The sequence below is a fragment of the Spirosoma pomorum genome (assembly GCF_054776615.1).
Genome location: NZ_BAAHBP010000003.1, coordinates 169,916 through 193,318, shown reverse-complemented (window position 1 = coordinate 193,318; position 23,403 = coordinate 169,916). Strand labels below are relative to the sequence as shown.

The 23,403-nt window shown below is 53.6% G+C and carries 16 protein-coding genes; 6 read left to right on the top strand and 10 right to left on the bottom strand.

Annotated features, from left to right (window positions below; translation table 11 throughout):
- Positions 1–4: 4 nt before the first annotated feature.
- The 5 genes from ACYVAD_RS08895 to ACYVAD_RS08875 all read right to left on the bottom strand — a co-directional run bounded on the left by ACYVAD_RS08895 (position 5) and on the right by ACYVAD_RS08875 (position 7,640).
- On the bottom strand, positions 5–727 hold the full coding sequence (locus tag ACYVAD_RS08895; RefSeq protein ID WP_461139146.1) for an SGNH/GDSL hydrolase family protein: 723 nt from the start codon (positions 725–727) through the stop codon (positions 5–7).
- Between the two features lie 142 nt (positions 728–869).
- Positions 870–2,342: a RagB/SusD family nutrient uptake outer membrane protein gene (locus tag ACYVAD_RS08890; RefSeq protein WP_461139145.1), complete on the bottom strand. Its 1,473-nt coding sequence runs from the start codon at positions 2,340–2,342 to the stop codon at positions 870–872.
- A gap of 107 nt (positions 2,343–2,449) precedes the next feature.
- Positions 2,450–5,926 (bottom strand): SusC/RagA family TonB-linked outer membrane protein, encoded by a 3,477-nt coding sequence (locus ACYVAD_RS08885; RefSeq protein WP_461139144.1) that lies wholly within the window; start codon positions 5,924–5,926, stop codon positions 2,450–2,452.
- Positions 5,923–6,942 carry a FecR family protein gene (locus ACYVAD_RS08880; protein ID WP_461139143.1) on the bottom strand — a complete coding sequence of 340 codons (1,020 nt, stop codon included), beginning with the start codon at positions 6,940–6,942 and terminating at the stop codon, positions 5,923–5,925. Before ACYVAD_RS08880 ends, ACYVAD_RS08885 begins: the two co-directional genes overlap by 4 nt.
- 14 nt (positions 6,943–6,956) lie before the next feature.
- On the bottom strand, positions 6,957–7,640 hold the full coding sequence (locus tag ACYVAD_RS08875) for a sigma-70 family RNA polymerase sigma factor (RefSeq protein WP_461139142.1): 684 nt from the start codon (positions 7,638–7,640) through the stop codon (positions 6,957–6,959).
- Between the two features lie 273 nt (positions 7,641–7,913).
- Between ACYVAD_RS08875 and ACYVAD_RS08870 the strand changes: the two genes are divergently transcribed.
- The gene (locus ACYVAD_RS08870) at positions 7,914–11,057 is read left to right on the top strand and encodes a putative Ig domain-containing protein (RefSeq protein WP_461139141.1); all 3,144 of its coding nucleotides are present in this window, start codon (positions 7,914–7,916) and stop codon (positions 11,055–11,057) included.
- Between the two features lie 120 nt (positions 11,058–11,177).
- The gene (locus ACYVAD_RS08865; protein ID WP_461139140.1) at positions 11,178–12,350 is read left to right on the top strand and encodes an MFS transporter; all 1,173 of its coding nucleotides are present in this window, start codon (positions 11,178–11,180) and stop codon (positions 12,348–12,350) included.
- 107 nt (positions 12,351–12,457) lie between these two features.
- Here ACYVAD_RS08865 and ACYVAD_RS08860 read toward each other — a convergent pair whose 3' ends face one another.
- Positions 12,458–13,153, bottom strand: a complete 696-nt coding sequence (locus ACYVAD_RS08860; RefSeq protein WP_461139139.1) for a thioredoxin domain-containing protein — start codon at positions 13,151–13,153, stop codon at positions 12,458–12,460.
- Between the two features lie 79 nt (positions 13,154–13,232).
- Positions 13,233–14,552, bottom strand: a complete 1,320-nt coding sequence (locus ACYVAD_RS08855; protein WP_461139138.1) for a TlpA family protein disulfide reductase — start codon at positions 14,550–14,552, stop codon at positions 13,233–13,235.
- 151 nt (positions 14,553–14,703) lie between these two features.
- Here ACYVAD_RS08855 and ACYVAD_RS08850 point away from each other — a divergent pair, with 151 nt between their 5' ends.
- Both ACYVAD_RS08850 and ACYVAD_RS08845 read left to right on the top strand, forming a co-directional pair.
- The gene (locus ACYVAD_RS08850; protein WP_461139137.1) at positions 14,704–15,267 is read left to right on the top strand and encodes a Crp/Fnr family transcriptional regulator; all 564 of its coding nucleotides are present in this window, start codon (positions 14,704–14,706) and stop codon (positions 15,265–15,267) included.
- 93 nt (positions 15,268–15,360) lie between these two features.
- Positions 15,361–15,750 carry a RidA family protein gene (locus ACYVAD_RS08845; protein WP_461139136.1) on the top strand — a complete coding sequence of 130 codons (390 nt, stop codon included), beginning with the start codon at positions 15,361–15,363 and terminating at the stop codon, positions 15,748–15,750.
- A gap of 94 nt (positions 15,751–15,844) precedes the next feature.
- On the opposite strand, the gene ACYVAD_RS08840 is transcribed toward ACYVAD_RS08845, so the two are convergent.
- From ACYVAD_RS08840 to ACYVAD_RS08830, 3 genes are all read right to left on the bottom strand, one after another.
- Positions 15,845–16,774, bottom strand: a complete 930-nt coding sequence (locus ACYVAD_RS08840; protein WP_461139135.1) for an AEC family transporter — start codon at positions 16,772–16,774, stop codon at positions 15,845–15,847.
- Positions 16,758–18,281: an FAD/NAD(P)-binding protein gene (locus tag ACYVAD_RS08835; RefSeq protein WP_461139134.1), complete on the bottom strand. Its 1,524-nt coding sequence runs from the start codon at positions 18,279–18,281 to the stop codon at positions 16,758–16,760. Before ACYVAD_RS08835 ends, ACYVAD_RS08840 begins: the two co-directional genes overlap by 17 nt.
- A gap of 105 nt (positions 18,282–18,386) precedes the next feature.
- The gene (locus ACYVAD_RS08830; RefSeq protein WP_461139133.1) at positions 18,387–19,268 is read right to left on the bottom strand and encodes an SMP-30/gluconolactonase/LRE family protein; all 882 of its coding nucleotides are present in this window, start codon (positions 19,266–19,268) and stop codon (positions 18,387–18,389) included.
- Positions 19,269–19,557: 289 nt separating this feature from the next.
- Between ACYVAD_RS08830 and ACYVAD_RS08825 the strand changes: the two genes are divergently transcribed.
- On the top strand, positions 19,558–21,954 hold the full coding sequence (locus ACYVAD_RS08825; protein WP_461139132.1) for a TonB-dependent receptor: 2,397 nt from the start codon (positions 19,558–19,560) through the stop codon (positions 21,952–21,954).
- Between the two features lie 17 nt (positions 21,955–21,971).
- Complete coding sequence (locus ACYVAD_RS08820) at positions 21,972–23,213, top strand: DUF4249 domain-containing protein (protein WP_461139131.1); 1,242 nt, start codon at positions 21,972–21,974, stop codon at positions 23,211–23,213.
- The last annotated feature ends 190 nt before the right edge of the window (positions 23,214–23,403 follow it).

Here is a 23,403-nt window from a genome sequence, read left to right as displayed (position 1 = left end):
TGAATCAGGCAGTGACTAATTGTTGCAGGTAAGCCGGATAATTCCGTCCCTGGTCGTCGCCTTTGGTAATGCTATCGCCAAAGCAGACGATGCGGTTTTTAAGTAGTTTGTTCTGAACAAGAAACGTGTAGATAACAACGGCCATGGTCCGGTAGCCATCGGGCGTGGGGTGCACCCCGTCGGTCTTGTTGCTGTTGGCTTCGTTTTTTAGCAGGCTGCTGGCATCCAGTCCAATGTTACCCACGGTATTGAAAATGTGGTGCATGTCCAGTAAAGGCAGGCGGTTGTCCGTAGCTACTTTCCGAATGGCGTCATTCATGGCCGTTTTTCGGGCTGCGTGGCCATCGGGCTGATAGAACGCTGGATCGTGCCGGGTCATCAGATACGGCTCATATACGGGCAGAATCGTCATCAGTACCACCTGGCTGTTACTATCCAGCAGCTTTTTGACCATCGTGCGAAGATTCCGCTCATAGTCGGGCAGCGGTACGTATTTCTTGCTGTTTACGTCGTTCGTCCCCGCCATCAGGATCGTCAGTTCCGGGCGCTGCGACAGACAGTCAGCATCCATCCGGGCGAGTAGATCGACGGTATTGTTACCCCCCACCCCCGCATTGATAATTTCGGGCTTTACGCTGCTCTGGCCAGACGTACCAGTCATCACCTGCCCACCCCAGACCAGCGGAGCAGCCACCAATGAACGTTGTAAAAAAGATCGACGGAGCATAAATTGAAGGAGGAAAGGGAGGAGGGGGAAGAAAGGGAGGAAAGGAAAATGAGATGAGACTGTGGCAGAAAAGTGGACTGGCGGTCAGTTTAGCGTCAGCCCCCTTTCCTCCTTCCTCCCTCTCCTCCCCTTCCTCCTCCTATTAATACCCCGGATTCTGCGTTAGTTGTGGATTGACGTCGCGTTCGGTTTGCGGAATTGGATAGAGATAGTGGCGCTCTTCGACCTGCAACGTTGAATTCTGTGCTTTGATGGCACTGATCAGCCGCTTAGTGCGCACCAGGTCATACCAGCGGTGTCCTTCGAAGGCCAACTCCAACCGCCGTTCCAGCAGCAGACTGTCGCGAAACTGCGCCTGGCTCAAGTTCGCCGTTAGGTTAGGCAATCCCGCCCGATTCCGTACGCGATTGATGGCCGTATAAGCCGCCGAATTATTGCCCCCCTGCTCATTTAGCGCTTCGGCGTACATCAGCAGCACATCGGAATAACGCTCGATGGGAAAATTGTTGCCGCCATCACTGTTGCTGGTAGCTGTGGGGTCCAGATACTTATTAATGTAACAGGGAAACAAGATGCTGGCCGGAGCTGCAGGGGTACTAGTAGCCGTGTAGAGCCGTAGGTTGACGTTACGTCGTCGGTCATCGGCGCGGTAGGCCCGGTAAATGCTTTCCGTCGGGGGATCATCACCGAAACCAGCAATCCCATTGATCCGATCGAAGTTAGGGCGCATGTACCCCTGCATCCAGCTTCCTTCGCCATTGCCTCCGCTCAAGGCCTGCATCTCGAAAATGGCTTCTTTCCCGTTCTTGTTGGCAATCAGAAAGGCTTCGGCGTAGGTAGCCCATAGATCATAAGTATTCAGATCCATTACTTCTTTCGCCTTCGCCGACGCATTCGCCCAGTCCTGACGTGTCAGGTAGACTTTAGCCAGGAACGTCTTCGCGGCCCCTTTCGTCGCCCGCCCGCGGTCAACGGTCGAGTACGTAACGGGCAGCACGCTTTCGGCGTCGGTGAAATCCTGAATGATCTGCTTGTATACGTCATCCGCCGACGCCCGGGCTATGTTCAGGTTATTAAGCGACGTTGTTTCTGCCGTAATAATGGGCACGCCACCAAACAACCGGACCAGCGTAAAGTAATAGAAGGCCCGCATAAACTTGGCCTCGGCCAGATACTGCGCTTTCAGGCTTTCATCCATACTGATAGCGGGCACCCGCGTCAGCACCGTGTTAGCCCGGTTGATGGCGTTATAAAGTGTACCCCAGATCGATTGAAATGTACTGGTGGCGGGGGTAAACGTAAATTTATCCAGGTCATTTTTGGGTTGGTTTGCCGTGGAGCGACCATTTCCCCATTCGGCATCATCCGTCGCCTGATCCTGCAAAATCCACATGATCTGCCCGTACATATTCGGTGAGTTTAGCGGATCGTACACCGCACTCACAGCCGCCTTGGCATCGTCGGCGTTTTTATAAAAATTCGTGGGCGTAAAGTTCGACTCAGGTGTCTGCTCCAGTACTTCGCAAGCGTTCAGGGCAACGAGCGAAAGTGTAAAAGAGAGAAAGAGCGAAAGCTTTCGCCGGACGGTAGCACTCAATTTTATCGGTAATTCCATGTCTATGAGAAGTTAAGCAATGAACCGAAGAGGAAAAGCCAGCGTCACGTATCAATACACCGGCTTGACTTTTCGCTCTTTCGCTCTATCACACTTTCGCTCTTTGATTAAAATCCAACGTTCAGACCGAACAGGAACGTCTTGGCCGCCGGGTAGCTGGCGTAGTCGAAGCCCTGACTCCGGCTGTCCTGGCCAAAGCGGTTCACTTCCGGATCGTAGCCCGAGTAGTTTGTCCAGGTCAGAAAGTTCTGCGCCGTTGCGTACACCCGTAGCGACTGTAACTTCAGCTTGTTAAGGACGGGCGTTGGCAGGTTGTAAGCCAGTTGCAGGTTTTTCAGCCGCAGGTACGAGCCGTCCTCAATCTGCCGGGTCGAGATGCGGTTGGCCGGACGCGTGGTCGACGCCCGAGGAATATCGGTGTTCGTGTTGGTTGGCGTCCATCGGTTCAGTACGTCACGATCCTGGTTGGTCGTCGCATTCAGGTATTCCAGCTCGAAGCGGTTCGCGTTCAGGATATTATTCCCGTAAACACCCTGAAAAAATACCGTCAGTTCCAGCCCTTTGTAGGAGAAGGTGTTGTTGAAACCGCCAATGAACTTAGGCTGCGCCCGCCCGATGATGGTTCGGTCGTTGTCATCGATTTTCTTATCACCGTTCAGATCGAGATACTTACGGTCACCCGGCTTGCGCGCCTGCGGATCGACCAGGACCGTCAGTTCTTCGTTGCTCTGGTACAGCCCGTTCGTTACGTAGCCGAAGAACGAGCCCAGCGGCTCCCCTACCCGAATAATCCCTGAATTAATGTTCTGCCCAATGTTGGCCACGCTACCAGCAAAAATTTGCGGTGCACCACCAATATCAAGCACGGTATTCCGGTTGATGGCAATATTCAGATCGGTATTCCATTTAAAGGCGCCGTCGATGTTCCGCGATGAAATGCTCAGCTCCAGCCCTTTGTTCTGCACTCGGCCCAGGTTCTTGATGGCGCTCGAATAGCCGGACGTGCTGGGGATCGTTACGGCCAGCAGCAGATCGCGGGTGCGTTTCAGATACACATCGGCCGTTAACGTAATGCGGTTGTTTAGCACACCCACGTCCACGCCCATATCGGCCTGGGTCGTTGTTTCCCACGATAAGTCGGGATTGGCAATCTGGCCCGGTCCCAGGCCAGTCGATACCGTATTGCCGAAGACGTAGTTTTGCGTGGCTAGCAGCGAATAAGACGGGTAGTTGCCAATACCGTCCTGGTTACCCGTTAGGCCGTAGGTTGCCCGGAGTTTTAGATCGCTCAGGACATTGACATTCTTCAGGAACGGCTCTTCCGACACGCGCCAGGCCAGAGCCGCCGAGGGGAAATAGCCGTAGCGTTTATTCGCTCCGAAACGCGAGGAACCATCCGCCCGAAATGAGGCCGTCAGCAGGTACCGGTCTTTATAACCATAGTTGATCCGACCGAGATACGACTGTAGTCCCCAGGTGCCAATGTTCGACGAAGGGGTCAGTGGTACCGATCCCGATCCCAGATTTCCCGATCCCAGATTGTCGTTCACGAAGTTACGGGCCGACGCAAAACTGCTTTCGTACCGGCTGGCCTGCTGGGTAAACCCAACGAGCGCATTGATGGCGTGTACTTCGCCGATGGTCCGGGTGTAGGTTAGCAGGTTTTCGTTCAGCCAGGTGATCGACTGCGAATTGAAAATACTGGCCGCTCCCCCCTGCGCCAGCCCACTCGATACGGAGCGGGGCGCATACGCGTCCTGCTTCTGCAAAATCCCGTCGATACCCAGCGACACCCGCAGATTTAGCCCGTCAATGGGTTGGTAGTCACCGAAGATGCTGCCGAAGACGCGATAAGCTGTGTTTCGGTTCTTTCCATCACGCGCCAGCGCCACCGGGTTATCGGCGGTGAAGTTCAGGGCTGGATTCGTAATCAGGTATGTACCGTCCGAATTGCGCACCGGCAGGATGGGCGGGAATTGTAACGCGGCAATCGTTACCACGCCCGCGCTCCCCAGATCGGCGTCCGAGCGCGACTGGTTGGTCACGGTACGGTTTACGGTCAGGTTATTACCGATCTTGATTTTGTTGTTCAGTTTCCGGTCCAGATTCACCCGGAACGAGTACCGGTCAAAATTCGAGTTAATGACGACGCCGTCCTGCCGGAAGTAGCCCCCGCCAATGGCGTACTGCGTACGTTCGTCCCCACCACTCATCGACAGTTGATAGTTCTGAATGGGTGCCTGCTGGAAAATTTCGTTCTGCCAGTCGGTTCCTTCGCCGAAAGCCGCTACCTGCTCGGGGGTGTACACGGCAGGACGCCCTTCGTTGGTGTTGGCGTCGTTTACAAACTGGGCGTATTCGCGACCGTTCAGGACGGGGTACTTCCGGCGCACCTGCTGAACCCCATAGTACGTTTCAAAATTAACCGTCGACTTACCAGCTTTGCCGCGTTTGGTCGTGATAATGACCACGCCGTTGGCCCCCCTCGATCCGTAAATCGCTGTCGACGAGGCATCTTTCAAAACCGTCATCGACTCGATATCGCTGGGGTTCAACGTACTCAATACGTTGAAACTGGACCCACTACTGGCGCCGTCGTTCTTGAACGGAATTCCGTCGATGACGTACAGCGGTTCGTTGTCCCCCTGAATGGAGTTCCCGCCCCGAATCCGAATCGTCGTGCTGCCACCCGGCTGGCCCGAGTTCTGCGTAATCTGCACACCGGCTGCCCGTCCCTGCAAAGCCTGGTCGAGCGACGTAACGGCTACTTTCTTTATCTCATCAACGGGCACCGTCGCCACAGACCCCGTCAGGTCGCTTTTCTTTACCTGTCCGTACCCGACCACAACAACCTCATTCAACGACTTCGTATCAGGTTGCAACTGTACGTTGATCGTCGACCGATTACTAATAGCCAGCTCCTGACTAACGTAGCCAACAAAACTGTACACCAGCGTAGCCGTCCCATCCGGCGCGCTCAGTTGATAACGCCCGTCGGCATCCGTTGTGGTGCCTCGCGTTGTTCCTTTCACCAGGACGGTCACGCCCGGCAAACCTTCACCCGCTTCACCCGTCACCCGCCCCGTTATCCGTACGTCCGTCGAAACGATTTCCGTTACGGCACCGACTGTTATTCGTTGCAGATCGGGCAGAGCGATAGGAGCAGAACTTGTTGCCGACGCGGAGCCACTCAGTCCCACCAGCGGTTTATCACTACCCTTCGATAAAATCAGGTACGCCCCGGAGCGCAGCTTTTTAAACCGCAGTCCATACGGCTTCAGCAGAGTGTTCAGGTTCGTTTCCAGCCGCGCATTCAGGTTGATCGACTCCGGCAACGCAACTGACTGCACGCCCGACACAACCGACTCTTCGAATAGAATATCGGCCTGATAATGCGTTTTTAGCTGCAGCAGGGTCTGCTTCAGTGACTGTCCAGTTGGAATAGTGCGCTTCGCCAGATCGGTTTGCACGCTACCCACCCGATGCGTACTTCGGGCAAATACCAGCGGCTGGGCAACGGCATAACCATAGCTCATACCCAGTAACCAGCCGGTAGCCAGTGTCAACGGTACTGATTTTCTCATTGTGTCAATTGGGGTTCAGTAGGAATAGAAAAGACAAGCGTCTGTCCACGCTGATTCAGGCGCAGATTCAGTAGTTCGGCCAGGGCTTCGGCCAGCTCGGTCGACGAACCCGCCCGGATGGTGCCCGTCAGAGTTCGTCGGGCCAGGGCCGGATCAGCCAGTTGCACAGTCACGCCAAACACACGCTGCATCTGCCGGGCTACGTCACTGAGTGGGGTAGCGTTAAAACTGAAGGAACGATAGCGCCAATGAGCAAACTGGGCTGTATCCGCTTTGACCTGCAATCGCATGCCGCTCTGTTCAGTCAGCGTAACCCGGTCGCCGGGTTTCATCGCCAGCGTCTGCGCGGGTTGCTTGTTACGTTCGTAATGGAGATTGACACGCCCCCGACGCAGTACCACTTCAGCCCGTGCGTGACGACTCCGTACCGAAAACTCCGTACCGAGCACTTCCACCGCCAGACCATCTTCGGTTTCGACCACGAATGTCTGATCATCAGGCAAATGTTTCACGTCAAAGACGGCATCGCCCGTCAGGCGCACCCGGCGCGACAACCAGCCGTATCCCATCCGGGGGATCTGTAGCGAGGACTGGCTATTCATCGCGACGGTAGAGCCATCGGGCAGTTTCAGCGAACGCAGCTGCTGGCTATTCGTGCTAATGGTTGTATACAGGAACGAATCGCGCCACAACCAGCCAGCCGTACAACAGACCAGCAGGACGGTAGCTGCCACGAGCCAGCGTCCCGGATACCAGATCGGACGCGGAGTCTCGTCCAGCGCACAGCTCGACGAATTCGATGGAATTATCGGTTGATCAATCCGCTGGCGAAACTGCGTAATGTGTTCAGCCGTGTCGGGTACGTACTGCGGGAAACGGCGTTCCCATTCGTCAAGCCAGGTAAAATAAATTTCCTGATTTTCGGGTCGGGCTAGCCAGTCGCTGACCACCCGCTGTTGCAAGGGGGTAGCGGTACCGGAAAAATAACTGAATACTAACTCCTTAGGAGGTTGCATGGTCGTATTAATTGTTAGAGCAGCGAGGTCAGCGTGAGCAGGCCCCAGCTAATCAGGTTCTGTTGGCGTAGACTCTGGCGAATGATAGCGATCGCCTGGAGCAGATGATTTTCTACCGTCTTGGGAGCGAGATTGAGGGCCAGGGCAATTTCCTTGTACGACTTCCCTTCGAAGCGACTCATCAGAAAGACCCGTTGCCGCTGGGGTGACAACTGCTGCACCGCCTGCTCCAGGCCCCAGTATAGTTCGTCCTGCTGCATCAACCGATCAGGCTGGGTAGCTTCCGTATCGGCCTGATCCAGTTCGTCCGGCAAGCTTTCCTGCCGACCCAGTTCCCAGCGCAGACTGTTGTAGGCCCGGTTCCGTACGGCCTGGTAGAGATACGCCCGGTACGAGCCTTTTACCTGCTGGTAGAATCCCTTCGTGTAGAACGTAAAGAAAATATCGGCAACGATGTCCTCGGCGACCTGCCGGTCGTACACAAACCGAATGGCATGACTGCATAAGGGAGCGAAGTACTGCCGAAACAGCAGTTCACAGCCCTGCCGGGCGTCCGTTTCAAACGCCTTTCGAATGAAGAGTTCATTATCAGCAGGTGGAGTTGAGGACGCGTCCGTATCCCCCCGGGGAAAGGGGGCGGGCTCGTTGCTGCTGTTGTCAGCAGGTTGCCCAAAGGAAAAAGCACTGGCAGACATCATCAAAAGGGTTTAGTACTGATAAGACAAAGTACTCGCCCATATCCCCCAATCGTTTTTTATTTTTTATTTATAAAGTACAAAAAGGCTTTCTGTGAATCCGGCTTTTCAGGGTAGAAATACTTAGTTACCTGATTATATGTTGTTTAGCGGCTTTAACTCACATTCTAATAAAAATAATTCAAGGAAATGTCGATACGAAAAGTAAATTCGCCCAGTCTATCGCTTGATTGACGATAGATTATTTCTCACTTACCCAAAATCACTTCATTTTTTATGATCAAACCTTTACTTCGAGGTTGGGGCTCTGCTGCGCTGTTAGCGTTTACGCTGTCGGCATCTCCTTTCCTGGTTCAGGCGCAGACGCCTAACCCCGCCAAAGCAGCTTCGCAGGCTGCTAAAGTCACCCCAGCCCTGCTGAATCTCCAGATCAGAGCTACCGGTGCCATTCTTCCTCCTGATCGCGACCAGGAGGTTCAGAACGAATACGTCATCGTCGACGGGGCCGTCGCCATCGAAGCCTCTGCCAGCGACCGAAATGGGCAGGCGCTGCTGGCCCAGTTACAGGCGCTTGGCCTCCGGCAGGGGGTTGCGTTCAAAAGCATGATCTTCGGTTATCTGCCCATCGACAAGCTGGATCAGCTGAAGAACATCAGTAACCTGACCTACGCCCATCCGTTTTACAAACCCGATCTGAACGTCGGTAAGGTAACGTCGCAGGGTGACAAAGCCCTCCGGGCCGACATTGCCCGGCAGACACTGGGCGTTGATGGCACGGGCACGAAGGTTGGCGTCATTTCCGATTCGTATAATTATCTGGGGGGCGCAGCCGCCGGTGTCGCATCGGGCGATCTGCCAGCGGCAGGAGTTCAGGTGCTTGATGACTACCTGGTAGCGGGTGCTTCAGATGAAGGTCGGGCCATGGCGGAGATCGTACACGACGTAGCACCGGGTGCCGCCATTGCCTTCAATACGGCCAACCGGGGCCAGGCGGGTTTTGCGCAGGGCATTAAAAATCTGGCAGCCGCGGGCTGTAACGTCATTGTCGATGATATTATCTACCTGAATGAGCCGTTCTTCCAGGATGGTATCGTCGGTCAGGCGGTTAACGAGGTGGTCGCCAACGATTCGAAGCTGACTTATTTCTCGTCGGCGGGTAACCGGGCGCGGGTGTCTTACGAAAAAGAATACGTACCGGGGCCACTGGTTTCGGCACCCGGAAATGCCACCAACGTACTGGGTTACGCGCACGACTTCGGCGGTAAGTACAGCCAGCGTATCACCGTACCGGCCCGGGGTACCCTCCGGCTCGTCTTGCAGTGGGACCAGCCTTTCCGCTCGGTGAGCGGGGGCACAGGCGCTACGACCGACATGGATATTCTGGTCTATCGGGGAAATACGCTGGTAGCTTCGGGTGTGGCCAACAACATCGCCAATGGTGATCCGGTCGAAGTAACGGGTACATACACCAACTCCACAACCGCAGCGGTGGGCGTCGACGTGTATATCGTTAAGTACGAAGGTCCCGATCCGGGCCGCATCAAGTGGGTAAACTTCGGCAGCACGGGTATTGGCATTGAATTCAACACCAACAGTGGCGCTTCATTCGGGCATAACATGGCTGCGGGTTGTATCAGCGTAGCCGCGGCTCCCTACTATAATACGCCAGCTTTCAACGTAAACCTGACAACTCCCCGGGTTGAGTCATTCTCATCGGCGGGTGGTACGCCGATGCTGTTCGATGCAGCCGGTAACCGCCTGGCACAGCCCGAGTATCGGCAAAAGCCAGAAATAACCTCGGTCGATGGCGGCAACAATACGTTCTTCGGCTCAGACTATGAAAATGACGGATTCCCGAACTTCTTCGGTACGTCGGCAGCGGCACCGCATGCAGCGGCCGTAGCGGCTCTGATGCAGCAAAAAGCAGGTAATAACCTGATTCGCAGCAGCGTTCTGACGATCATGCAGCAGACCGCGCTGGACATGGACGATCCGCTTACGCCTAATTTCGACACCGGCTTTGATTACCGCACCGGATACGGCTTTATTCAGGCCGATAAAGCGATTCAGGCGATCGCCCAGCCACTGGCGCTGGTTGAACCTAAATTTAACTGCCAGACGGGTGCCCTGACGTTCCAGACCACCGGTGGCGATGGCTCGCCAATCGAGTATCAGGGTATTGGTATCACCGACTGGAATCCCAATCCGAACCAGTTCCTGGACGCGCCCGTCCTGGCCGATCAGAACTCGAAAACGGTTGAACTGAAAGCGCGTCAGAACGGTAAAGTTGTTACGTACGTATTCAACTTCCGGGTGTACTGCCAGGGATCGGATGGCAATCAGCCTCCCGTTCTGGCTACCCCGCTGGAAAATCAGTTTGCGCGCCGGGGAGCGGCTTTTGCCTACCAGATTCCGACAACCACCTTCTCGGATCCTAACGGAGACGTGCTGACCTACTCGGTTTCGGGTTTACCAGACGGCTTAAGTTTCAACGCCACCACCCGCCGTATTTCGGGTACGCCCACGCAGGTAGGTACGTTCCCAATCATCGTTACGGCAACGGATCCAGGTAATTTGTCGGCTCAGGCGATGCTGGACATTATTGTTGTTACCACCGATGCGGCCCAGCCACTGGCGCTGATCGCTCCGCTGTACAATTGTTCGACGGGTGCGATCTCGTTCCGAACCACCAACGGTGATGGTACCCCCATTACGTACTTCGCCATTGGTATCAGCCGCGACGCGCCAACTAACCCAAATGGCGTTGTTGAGGCAGAACTGCGGGCCGATCCGAAGCCAATTGTTATTCAGGCCACTCAAAGCGGGGTAACCGTTAGCTACACCTTTGATTTAGCCGGTGCCTGTGGTTCGACTAGCGCTCAGTTCCGCCTGATCGAACCGACGTATAGCTGCGCTACGGGTATCTTTACGTTCCGGGTGGCCAACGCAGCAGCGGGCAAAACGGTAGAATACTACTCGGTGCCAGGTATCACGGGCTGGACCACCAATCCAACGCACCAGTTCGACAGCGATTTGCGCACAGCGGGTGACGTCAGACCGTTTACGCTCCGCGCTCGTTACGTAGGTGAACCAGCATCGGAAGTAACGCTCGAATGGGTACGCCCTGCTCCCTGCTCGTCGGGCGCTCGTGTTGCGCTCTCCGAGCAATCGCTCCAGGTTCAGGTGCTCGGCAACCCAACCAGCAACGATCACGTGGATATCAACGTAACGGGCATTCAGGGCCAGACGCTACAACTACGCGTGCTGGACGCGCTGGGCAAATCACTCAGCGAACAGTCGCTGGAAGTAAGCGGCACTAGCCAGCGTCAGCGGATCAGCCTGGGCCGCTCGCCGGGTATATACTTACTACAGGCGGGGGATGCAACGCAGCTGAAAACCATAAAGCTGATCAAGCAGTAGTAGCTCAAGCAATAACTTTTGAACAGACGGCACCAGGACAGCAAACTGGTGCCGTTTTTTTGTGTCAATCATTCTGTAGTTCCCGTTGTGGGTCCCCCCGCCCCGGCGGTATCTTTGACCATGTCTTCACCGCCTGTTTCTACTGCAACCCTGTTGGTTATTGTACTGGCCCAATTTGCGGGTACGTCGCTTTGGTTTGCGGGAAACGCAATTCTACCAGATCTGATACCGCTACTCAACGCACCAGGACTCAACGGCTGGATTACGTCGGCAGTACAGATTGGTTTTGTCAGTGGTACGCTCCTGTACGCTTTGCTCGGCGTTCCAGATCGCTTTCTGAGCACACGGGTGTTTCTTTCTTCGGTTGTACTGGCGGCACTGGCTAACGTAGGCTGGCTGTTTTTCCCTATCCGGGCTGACACGGTATTAATTAGTCGATTCGTAACGGGTTTCTTTCTGGCGGGTGTTTATCCGATTGGGATGAAGATTGCCGCCGACTGGTTCAAACCCGTACTGAGTCGGGCGATGGGGTTTCTGGTGGGAGCGCTGGTACTGGGCACCGCTTTCCCGCACTTGATCCGCGGATTAGGCGCTGATTTACCCTACCGAACGCTGATGCTGGCCATAAGTATACTGGCCGTGAGCGGAGGCATCCTGCTGGTTTCGTTCGTACCCGCCAAACCGGTTCAGAATCATCGATCGTCGTTACAACTGCGCACCGTAACAAAGCTCTTTCGTCCATCGGCTTTTCGTCCGGCCATGCTGGGCTACTTCGGGCATATGTGGGAGTTGTATACGTTCTGGGCATTTCTGCCGGCGCTCGTAGCAGCTTACAATGTCAAGAGGGAGAACTCGGTGAGTCCTTCCCTTGTCTCCTTTCTAATCATCGCAGCCGGTATGGTGGGTTGTGTAGCGGGCGGTTTCCGGGCTTTGCGAATTGGTAGCCACCGAACGGCGCAACTGCTTTTGTTCACGTCAGGAAGCTGCATTGTACTCATGCCGGTTTTCATACGAATGCCTTTTCCTGTGTTTATCAGCTTTCTGTTGCTGTGGGGCGCTGCCGCTGCGGGCGACTCTCCCCAGTTCTCGACGCTGGTGGCCGCTAACGCTCCCATTGACAAGCGGGGCAGTATCTTAACGCTTGTGACCAGTCTGGGTTTTCTTCTAACGGTCGTTTCTATTCAACTGATGGCCTGGCTCGTAGAGCAGTTTGGCTTTTCGCCGTTCCTATTTTATGTCTTGCTCCCTGGCCCCCTGCTGGGTCTATGGGCTATGAGGACAGATCAGTCGTAAGCGAATCGGGCGGTCAACAATACGTAATCTATACTAACAACTCATTTAAACTCAAGAAGCCCGATCATCGTGACCGGGCTTCTATTCAGTGTTCCTATTTGGCTTGATTACTTGGTTGGCACCAGCAGGGCACGTAACGCGGCCTCATCGTGGAAGCCGATTTCTCGTTTCTCCAGCTTGCCATTCCGAAAGACTAGCAGCGTTGGCAGGTCTTCGACCTGGTAAGCCGCCAGCATGGCCTTTTCAGTATCGGCGTTGAACTTAGCAACGGTCAGCTGACCAGTCATTTCAGTAGCCAGTTTATCAACCAGCGGCATCATCTTTTTACAAGGTGCGCACCAGCGGGCGTACACATCAACCAGCACCAACGGCTGCGTCTGAATCAGGCTGTCAAACCGGGCCGTCGACCACTGGGCTTTGTCCGTCGATCGATTTACCCCCTCGACCGGCATCATTCGCGACGCCCATTTGAGGTAACCGCCTTTCAGTTCGTATACCTGGTCGTAACCCAGTTCATGCAGTTTCTCGACCGCTCCTTTACTCCGTCCACCCGACATGCAGTAGACGTAAACAGGTTGATTTTTATCAAGTTTGCTCAGCGACTGCGTAAAGTCTGCGCCCTGCGAGTTGATATTGGTCGCGTTCGGCAGGTGCCCGTCCCCGAACTCAGCGGGCGTTCGCACATCAATCAGCTGTGGTTTCTGAACCTTCTTCAGGGCCAGGGCAAACGTATCGGGCGCTACCGTCTGCGCATAGCCAAAGCGGCCCAAAGTCAGTAAAACGACAACCAGTACTAATCTCATGGTCATGTGGGTTTGTAACGCTTCTTTAGTTAATAACGCAAGTTCGGAATAAGTTATCTCATCACGGACAGAAACTCGTTTAGTTCTTAGGTTTTATTAGCTGAGAAAGTACTTGGAATAAGTTACGGCCCATAATATTAGTCGCCAGTACTTTACCCTGGGGATCCAGCAGCACCGTTGTCGGGTAACTGTTTACCTGATACGCTTCCGCTATTTTGTCGGCCTCATCGGAGAGAAGTTGCGGCCAGGTAATTTTCTCCTGATCGAGATACTGGCGCAGCTTTTCCGGCGTGTCGTTTGTGACAATGCCAATAAACTCGACCTGGCTCCGATCGAACTGTTCATAAGCCCGCTTTAAACTTGGCATTTCAGCCCGACAGGGGGCGCACCAGGTTCCCCAAAAATCGAGTAATACGTATTTGCCTCGCAAACTAGCCAGTGACAGCGGCTTTTGGGTCGCAAACTCAACCGCCGTGAATGGTGGGGCCAGAAATCCCCGCTGTGTCGAATACAACGTATCATTCCGATTCATTTTCTTCAGCCGAATCACCTGTCTGCTTAGATCAACACCCGCGTATTTATAGGTTTCCTGATTTATTGACAAGTACTCTCCTTCCTTACTCATTCCTCTCGTCCACACACGTTTGCCAGGCTCTTTAGCCCGCTGTATCATACTGTCGGTCAATACGGTAGCAACGGAATTGATAAAGTTGGGATTAGCGCAGTTCGTAGCGACAACCGCTATCCGTTCGCCCGACCCCGGGAAGGTAGCCTGCGCATAAAGCGGAAAACTTATTTTGATTTCGTCTGCCGAGCGCCAGATTGCCAGCTTCGAGGTCGCCTTAACTACTTTCCTGTTCAGGTATCGCTCAAATTGAATCGAACGGATAGTGCCCGTTTCAGGTGAGTTGAACATGTTTGAGTAGATAGCGGGTTCAAACGGTTGCTCGTCGCTTACGTCCAGGTTATTATTACTGTCAATTACAACCTGGAACCGGCCCTGTTCATCAACGCCAGTTACGGCGTACACAAAGCACTGAATCGGGGCCAACGACAGCTCCCGGGGGAAAGTTGACCAATGGCTCTCTGCCTGAAAGTCCTTATACTCCTCATCAGTAATCTCTCCAGCTTTACTACGCTGAAATGTATACTGGTTATTATCTAATGGAATAGCTCCCTGTTTTGTCCCTTTCCAAGAACCGGGAATTCCTTTTAGCAAATGATATGATCGTTTGGATTTTACCTGGGCCAGAGGTACTAAATTAACAGTAAGATAACCGGGCGAAAATGGCCCGAACGTATCAACGATCTGAAAGGGAATTTCTATCGAACCGGTCTGCCCATGCGCTGTTGCTATCGACAGAAAGATTCCAAAGAGGTAGAAGAGTTTTTGTTTCATTCGTCTGCGTTGTTAGTATGTTGGATAGAATCAAATAAAAAATGTTTTACGTTAGAAGTACAGATAGTCACTGCGTAACAGTCCTGTTTAAGCTAGATGATTGCAGCTATGAAATTTCCTAATTTTACTTCTATCGCCATACACTACCGTAGTGCACGAAAAATTACGAACACATATCGAGAAAATAGTTTCGCTAACGGACGATGAATTCGCCTTCGTGATCCCCCATTTCACTCAAAAACGCTTCAGACGGCACCAGTTTCTTATTCAAGTAGGAGAACCCGTACGCTACGTTTACTTTGTTGTTTCAGGCTTGTTGAAGCTAGTCTATACCGACGATTCGGGGAAGGAACATATCGTTTCGTTTGCTATGGATGACTGGTGGGAAAGCGATTTTCAGGCTTATTACACTCAAAGCGCAGCGACCTTTTCCCTGGACTGCATTGAGGATACAGACGTACTTTGCCTATCGCTGGACGATTACAAAAAACTCGGCAACAGCTTGCCCAAGATAGAGCATTTCTTTCTTCAGAAGTCGATTCTCGGCTCGATTGCTTCGCAGCAACGCCTACTATCGCTCCTGACTACCAACGCCAAAGAACGGTATGAACAATTGCTGAAACAGCAGCCTTTTTTGATTCAACGTGTACCCAAAACCATGCTGGCTTCTTATCTGGGTGTCTCGCGCGAAACACTGAGTCGACTAGCCCCGTAGTGTGATATACGTCACCAGAAAGTTGTGCGCTACGTCACGATCGGCGTCCAGACTTATGCTGAACTTTGCCCATCAATTTTTCAGTATAAGCACATGGAAAAACGAATCATCAACCCCTGGACATGGCAGGATGAACGCAGTTACGTACAGGCCGTTGACGTAAAGCAGGTAACAAGTACGTTGTACTGCTCGGGCCAGGCAGCCGTTTATCCCGATGGCCGGTCGAGTACCGACGATATGAAAACGCAGCTGATGCTGGCCATACGAAATCTGGAGCAGATTATCGACGAAGCCGGGTATGACTGCCAGAACATTGTGCGACTAAATATTTTCACAACATCGTCGTCTGAATTTATGGCCTGCTTTCCCGTACTTCAGGAATGGATCACAAAGCACCGAATCAAACAAGCCACGACTCTTATCGAAGTAAATAGCCTGTTTGACACCTTGACCGTCGAACTAGAAGCTACCGTAGTGAAGTAAAAAAGGCTTGTCGAGTCTCCCCGCCGGGGAGACTCGACAAGCCCTTAATCAGCTTGCTCCGTGCTTCTTGATTTAGATCATCAGCACAGTCAGTCTAGCCAGCGTTTTGAAACAATAGCAGACACCCAACCGGCACCAGCACCAGCGAGATGATGGACGAGAAGGCCACCAGCACCGACGCGTTTTCCGTTTCGGTATCCAGAAACGAGGCAAAAACGACGAGGTTAGCGGCAATGGGGAACGTGGCCATCAACAGCATTAGTTTCTGTTCTTCACCTTCGAGTTGGCCGATCAGTATAGATTCCAGCCAGACCAACGCCCCCAGCAGCACAGCGGCTGCAACGTATCGCACAGCCATCAGCTTACTGAACTGTTTATAATCGACTTCCTTGAACTTAACCTGCGTTAGGGTAATGCCAATGATCATCATGCCCAGCGCCGACAGCGTCCAGCTTGCCCCTTTCGTGACGGGTTCCAGACTCTCCGGCATCTTGAACCCGAGTAAGTTGGCAATAATGGCAACAATCAGAGCGTAAATCGCCGGGATCTTCAGGACGTTCTTGATAGAGTCGCTGACGGGCAGGTCTTTGCTGCGCGATACCAGATAATAGCCGACGGTGTCCCCGTACAAGACATTACCCATGTACGCGCTGATAATCAGCGGCATCTTCTCTTCGCCAAACAGCGCCATCACGACCGGGATTCCGAACCAGCCGATATTGAAATACGAATAGGAACAGTTCAGTAAATCCTGGTTCATGTCCTTGCCGAAAAAACGTCCGGCCAGCTGGGCGGGAATATTCATCAGCGCGGCCAGCAGAAAAATGACGGACATGGCCACGGCCAGCTGGGTCATTTCGGCTTTCAGGATATTATCGAAAATAACCAGCGGAATCAAAACGTAAAGCAGCAACTTGGAAATTGGCTTGCTTTCCAAACCAAGCCATCGATTCGCCACGTACCCCAGAATGATAAAGCCGTACAGCGGCACAACGCTGGTCAGCAGTTCATTTAGTACGTTCATGCGTCAGGCGTTTGAGGATGGATGTAGTCATCGGGTCGACCTGTTCAACGTTGAACCAGACGGCGTTCGTGTCAAACAACTCGCCCACCAGCAGATGACCGATACCGTACACTGGCGCGTCCTTTACGTCAGGAACGCATATCTGCATGGTGTTGACATCAGCCTCTGCCCCACCCGCGTCGCAGGGAAGCAGGTATCCTTTTTTCAGCATCTGCTGCAAAATCGGCACATCCATCTTTTCAAGATCCATGGCGGGGCCGGTAGCGTTGATTACATAGTCGGCCTCATCGGTATACCCTTTTTCGGTCGTCAGCGTAAATTGTTCCGTTTCCTCATTCCAGTCTATCTCATCGGAATAGGCCGTTACGGTCAATTGCCCTGAAGCCAACAGATCCCGGAGCTTGTAAGCATTCTGTAAAGGAATCGCGTGCCGGTTGATGTCAGTATAGGGTTTCAGCCATTTAAAAAACAGCTTCCGCTGGTCGGGCGGCAGGAGCTGCCAGGTTTCAAACGAGATGTAACGGGTCGAGTACAGAATATTCTGGAAGATACTTTCTCCCTTCTCAGCCAGCGCGATATCTTCGTTAATCAACTCAAGCTGCGACCGGCCCACGCGCCGGAACTGTTTCCAGTCCTGCGGTCCCTCTACGCGTTCCACTTCTTCCTGAAACAGCCGGAATAAGTCTTTTGTCTGCAACGGCCGTTTGTTCTCCCGAATCACTTTGCGGATGTTAGCCAGCGTCAGTACCTGCCGATCGAATGGTACTTCCTTCGGCGACTGCGCCCGGGGCAATAGCCCGTCTTTCGAGTACATCTTGATGGGGCCGCGGTGGCCATTATTGACCAGCGTAATCACGGCATCCAGCGCCGTCAGGCTGGCCCCGAGGACGCAGACCGACGCGTCTTTATCCGTCACCGTATTCAGAATCCGGCTGGCAGGCCAGGGCGAATCCAGGTACTTGGGGGATGATTCCAGGGACGTAAAATTATTAGGTCGGGGCGTTCCCGTAGCCAGCACAAGTACATCGGCCGGAATCGTATGACCAGACTCCAGCGTAACGCTCACCTGATTTTCGGTCAGGTCGGCATCGACGGCCATCTCCTGGTGAATATCGACGGTCATCTGATGCTGGCGGGCCAGCGTTACGTACTCGTCAAACACGTCCTTGAGGTAAACGCCGTAGAGTTGGCGGGGTGGGTAGCCATCAGCGCTGGTTTCCGTTTCGGGAAAGTGTTCGTCGATGAATTCCTTGTGTTCCGCCATCCACTCCACAAAGTGGCCAGGCTCTTCGGCAAAGATGCCCATTAGCCCGGCGGACGTATTGAGCAGATGCCCCTTCTGACCTGTTCCGTAGGCCAGGCCGGGACCTATTTCGTCCCGTTTTTCAACGACCACAAAAGAAACTGGATCACGTTCGGGTTCAATGATGAGCTTTAGAACAAGGTGGACAAACGTAGCGACGCCACAGGCACCTCCACCTACGATAATAATAGTCTTTGGATTCATGCAAAAAAAAGCGTCAGGCCATGCCGACGTTGTGCCGACATGGCCTGACGCGGGGTTGTTTACTATCATTAGAAGCAACCCCTTGTTAGCCCTGATTGTTAGCGCTTATTGAGCACCTGCTACCTGCATGTTCAGGGTGTAGACCGATTTAGACGCGGTGATGAACAGCGTTTTCCGGTCTTTACCGGCAAAACAGATATTTCCGGTCCAACCTTCCGGTACGGGTATCGTCAGAATCAGTTCACCGGCCGGATTGTAGACCATCACGCCTTTTCCGGTCAGGTACACGTTTCCTTTTTCGTCCAGCGTCATCCCGTCGGAGCCCTGGTTGGTAAATAGTTGGCGGTTGCTTAAGCTCCCGTCGCCGTTGATCTGGTATTTGTACGTTTTGCTGTCGCCAATGTCAGCGACGTATAGGGTTTTCCCGTCGGGCGTACCAATGATCCCATTGGGGCGTTTGTAATTTCCGTCGAACAGGATGGGATCTTTCTTACCCTTAGGCAGAAAAAACAGGTTCTGACCGTCTACTTCGGGACCGCTGTGCGTCCAGTAATCCCGTTTGTAGAATGGATCGGTGAAGTAGCAATTTCCCTTAGCGTCCACCCATACGTCATTCGGTCCGTTAAGCCGTTTACCCTGGTAACCCGACATCAGTACCGTTACTTTTTTATCCGGACTGATCGACCAGAGTTCGTTGTTCGCATCAGCGCAGGAAATCAGATTGCCCGCCTTGTCGAAGTACATTCCGTTCGAACGACCGGCATTGTCCATGAACAGGCTCAGTTTTCCATCTGTGCTGTAATGCCAGATTTTGTTGTTGGGCTGGTCAGTGAAATACACGTTACCATCTTTATCGACGGCGGGACCTTCCGTAAATGAAAACTGATCAGACACGCGTTGCAGTGTAGCTCCTGGCGCAATCAGATTTGCCGAGTCAGCTTCCGATGTGTACGCCACGGAGACGGGCTGCGGAGAAGGATTAGTCATAAGCACAGAACTTAAAAAGAGACTGATAAAGTAATAAGCGTGCATGGGCGACAGACAATAATGTAGGGTCAGACGATACGTAACAATGGTAATCAGAGCCCCGATCAGACAATGATCAGATTCTCCAATTTTCTTAAGTAGTACTAGTTTCTATTCTACTTTATAGATAGATGTTACCAGGCAGTTACGCCCGGTTATTCTCCTTGTCACGCATCAACCCTGCTGTCGCGCACAAGGCAACACCAGCATTTCTTCTGACTATACTACCGACCAACGGGGCTCAATGTTTATGAAACGACTACTGGTTTTGCTTTCGCTGATGCTAAGCGTTTTGCACATTCATGCTCAAACGCCGTACCTGATCTCGGGCACAGTACTTGATTCGACCACCAAACAACCCCTGGCCCGGGCGGCAATCGTGCTGGACTACGAGAAGTCAACCCGGGGAACTTATACGGATGCCGCCGGGCACTTTTCCATCAATGTAAGTCCTGGTCGCCACGTGCTCGTCGTGCGTTACGTAGGGTACGTTCCCTACCGCGAAATCCTTTCCGTTCACGACAATAAATCGCTGGCAATACAACTATCCTCGGTGGCCAGTCAACTGGAGGAAGTGGCCGTCACCAGCAAAGGATTTGACCGGAACGTACGCCAGCCGCTACTCGGCGTCAGTCAGATCAGTATGACAGCGATCAAGAAAATGCCCGCAGCGCTCGGCGAGACCGACATTCTGCGCAGCCTGCAGATGCTGCCCGGTGTTAGTAGCGTGGGCGAAGCGGCCAACGGTGTCAATATCCGGGGCGGCACCACCGATCAAAACTTGATTCTACTCGACGATACGCCGATCTTCAACCCCACCCACATGTTCGGCCTGTTTTCGGTCTTCCCGCCCGACGCCGTCAGCGGCCTTGACCTGTACAAAGGCAACGTGCCAGCCCGTTACGGGGGCCGGGCGGCCTCGGTACTCGACGTCAACCTCCGAAACCCTGACCTGTACCAGGCGAAGCTCGATGGGGGCGCTAGCCTGGTGGCAAACCGGCTGACGATCGAAACGCCCATCGTCAAAGGAAAACTGGGTCTCCTGGTGTCGGGGCGGGGGGCGTTTAATGATTTCCTGCTGCGTCTGGTGTCCGATCAGCTCAGCAGCATTCGGGCTAAGTTCGGCGACGGAACGGCGAAGCTGTTTTGGCGGGTCAACGACCGCAATACCGTAACCGCCATGGGGTATTACAGCGCCGATCTGTTTCAGACAAACCTGCTGGGTAGTCTGGCCAACGTCAACGCCGTTAATACGCAGTATGGTCAGCAGACAGCCAACGGTATGGTTCGCTGGTTTCATTCGATTACACCCCAACTGAACCTGCAAACGACCGCGCTGATCGCTCGTTACGTACCAACAATTATCTCGACCGAAGACAGTACGAATAATAAGGTCGTGCTGAAACAGGGACTGCTGCAACGGCAGGTCAAGTCGAACCTCAATTACCAGCTGACGAATCAAAAGATTGAGGTAGGCATCAGCGGGACGCACTACCAGATCAATCCAGGCGAGCTGATTCCCAATAACAGTCCATCGGTCAACTACAGGCGGACGCCCCAGGAAAACGCACTGGAGCTGGCCGTTCACGCCGAAGACGAAGTCAGCCTGTCAGACCAGCTAGCGGTTTCGGTGGGGATACGCTATTCGCATTTTCTGGCGCTGGGCCCGTCCGTTGTTCGCCAGTACCGCCAGAGTGAAGTCGGCTTCGACGCGTCGGCCGTAGTCGATTCGATACGGTATCAGAATGGACAGGTAAGCGCGCAGTACGGTGGTTTTGAACCCCGGGTGGGCCTGCGTTACGCCCTGTCGCCCAACTCGTCAGTCAAGTTTGGCTATAACCTGATGCGGCAGTATCTTCAGGTCATTACCAACACCACGACGCCCCTCCCTACCTCGCGCTGGAAAACATCGGATGCGCACATCCAGCCGCAGGTAAGCCAATTGTGGTCGGCGGGCTATTCGCATAACTCCAAAAACAATATTTTAGAGCTGTCGGCGGAGATCTACTGGCGGAGTACGCAGCACATTCTGGACTACAAACCAGGGGCCGATTTTTTGTTACAGCCTTACCCCGAAACGCAGTTGCTGGACGGTCGCAGTAAAGCCTATGGGCTGGAACTGATGGTTGCCAAGAAAAAGGGGGAATTGACGGGCTGGATCAATTATACGTATTCCCGGACGCTGAACCAGGTTAACCAGGGCGCTACGTTCCAGCAGCGAATCAACGGCGGAGACTGGTACCGCGCCAACTACGACCGCCCCCATAGTCTGAACGCCAGCCTGACTATCAACCAGGGACGCCACCATAGCTTTTCGTTCAACTTTGCCTACAGCACCGGCCGCCCCTACACCGCCCCGGAAGGATTTATCCGCTACCAGAACCGAAACTACCCGTTTTACAACGAGCGGAATCAGTACCGGCTCCCTGATTACCACCGGCTGGATTTCGCCTGGAATATTTACAACCCCGGCCTGAAGAACCGACGCTGGCAGGGCCATTGGACCTTTACGGTCTACAACTTATACGGTCGCAGCAACGTCTATTCCATCTTTTACCGGACCGAAGGCCAAGCCACGAAGCCGTATCGCCTGAGCATCTTTGCCGCCCCAATCCCTAGTCTGACCTATAACTTTCAGTTTCATTAACTCAGCGTTTTTGACCTATGTCCTCTTCCCGTCTACTTTCGTTACGTTGGTTGCTGCCGCTGCTGGTACTGGCGGGTTGCGTCGATCCCATCGACCAGACCTTGCCCGGAAATCTGAACGTTATTGCGGTTGATGGCACCATTTCTAATCTGGACGAAACCCAGTTTATTTTGCTGAGCAAGTCCGAATCGGACCCGATCAGTGGTCGTCCGGCGTCTTTTCCACTGACAAAAGCACGGGTTGAAGTCGTGGTGGATTCGAGCCAGGTTATTGCCGCAACCGAAACGACGGATGGGCGCTACCAGCTACCGTCGGACTTTAAAGGTCAGATCGGTCACGCCTATCAGTTGCGGTTTACGTTGACTAACGGGACGCGTTACGTCTCCGATCAGCAGGTTATGCCTAAAGTTCCTCCGATTGAGCGAGTCCGGGCGCAATTCAACCCGACCAGCTTAGCTCCCATTGAAGTTGGTGGATTTCTGGCGGCCCACGACATTTACCTCGACGCGCAGGACCCCAGCGATCAGACTAATTTTTACCGCTGGACCTGGCGATTGTGGGAGAAACAGGACTGGTGTCGAACGTGTAACAACGGCGTATATTCCATCAATAACGTACGACTACTGACATCAGCGAACGGTCTTCGGTATTTCGCGCTGGGCGATTCGTTACTGGAAGACTGTTTTACCCAGCCGGCTTCCATCCCGATTGTGCGCCCCTGGACGTATGATTACAACTGCCGCTCCACCTGCTGGGCGATTATTCCCAGTTATAAACTGAACGTCTTTTCGGACACCTACACCAACGGTGGCCCCATCCTGGCGAAGCGAGTCGCGCAGATTCCATTTTATCAGACAAACCCCTGTCTGGTTGAGATCCGGCAGGCAGGGCTTACCGCTTCCGCCTACGAGTTCTACAAACAGCTTCAGGACCAAACCGAGAATACAGGAGGAATCGTCGACACACCCCCGACGGCATCGGTAGGGAACGTCAAGAATGTTAACAACGACCGGGAAATTATCTTTGGCGTGTTCACGGCCTCGGCCATTGCCACGACCCGCTACTGGATAGACCGGAAAGACTCGCAGGGCATTCCGCCGGGGCTGTTCAGAGGCCTCAATGGACGCGAATTTATTGCCGAACCGACCTTCCCTGCCAGACCGGCTATTGTTATTCAGGGAGCCAACCAGCCGTATACAGCAGTCTGCTCGTCCAACGAAGCCAGGACACCCTTCAAGCCCGCGGGTTGGCGGGATTAATGTAGCAGGGGCTGGGGGTAGCGAATGGAGAACGCTAATATCTGGTCTTGTAGGGGTTTTACGGTGTACCCCCGGCACTACCCACCCCTCCCGTTCCCCTCCTAAAACAGGAGGGGAACATGCAGAAGTGACATTTTTTTACCTCCCCCTCCTGTTTTAGGAGGGGGCCGGGGGGTGGTAAATACCATCC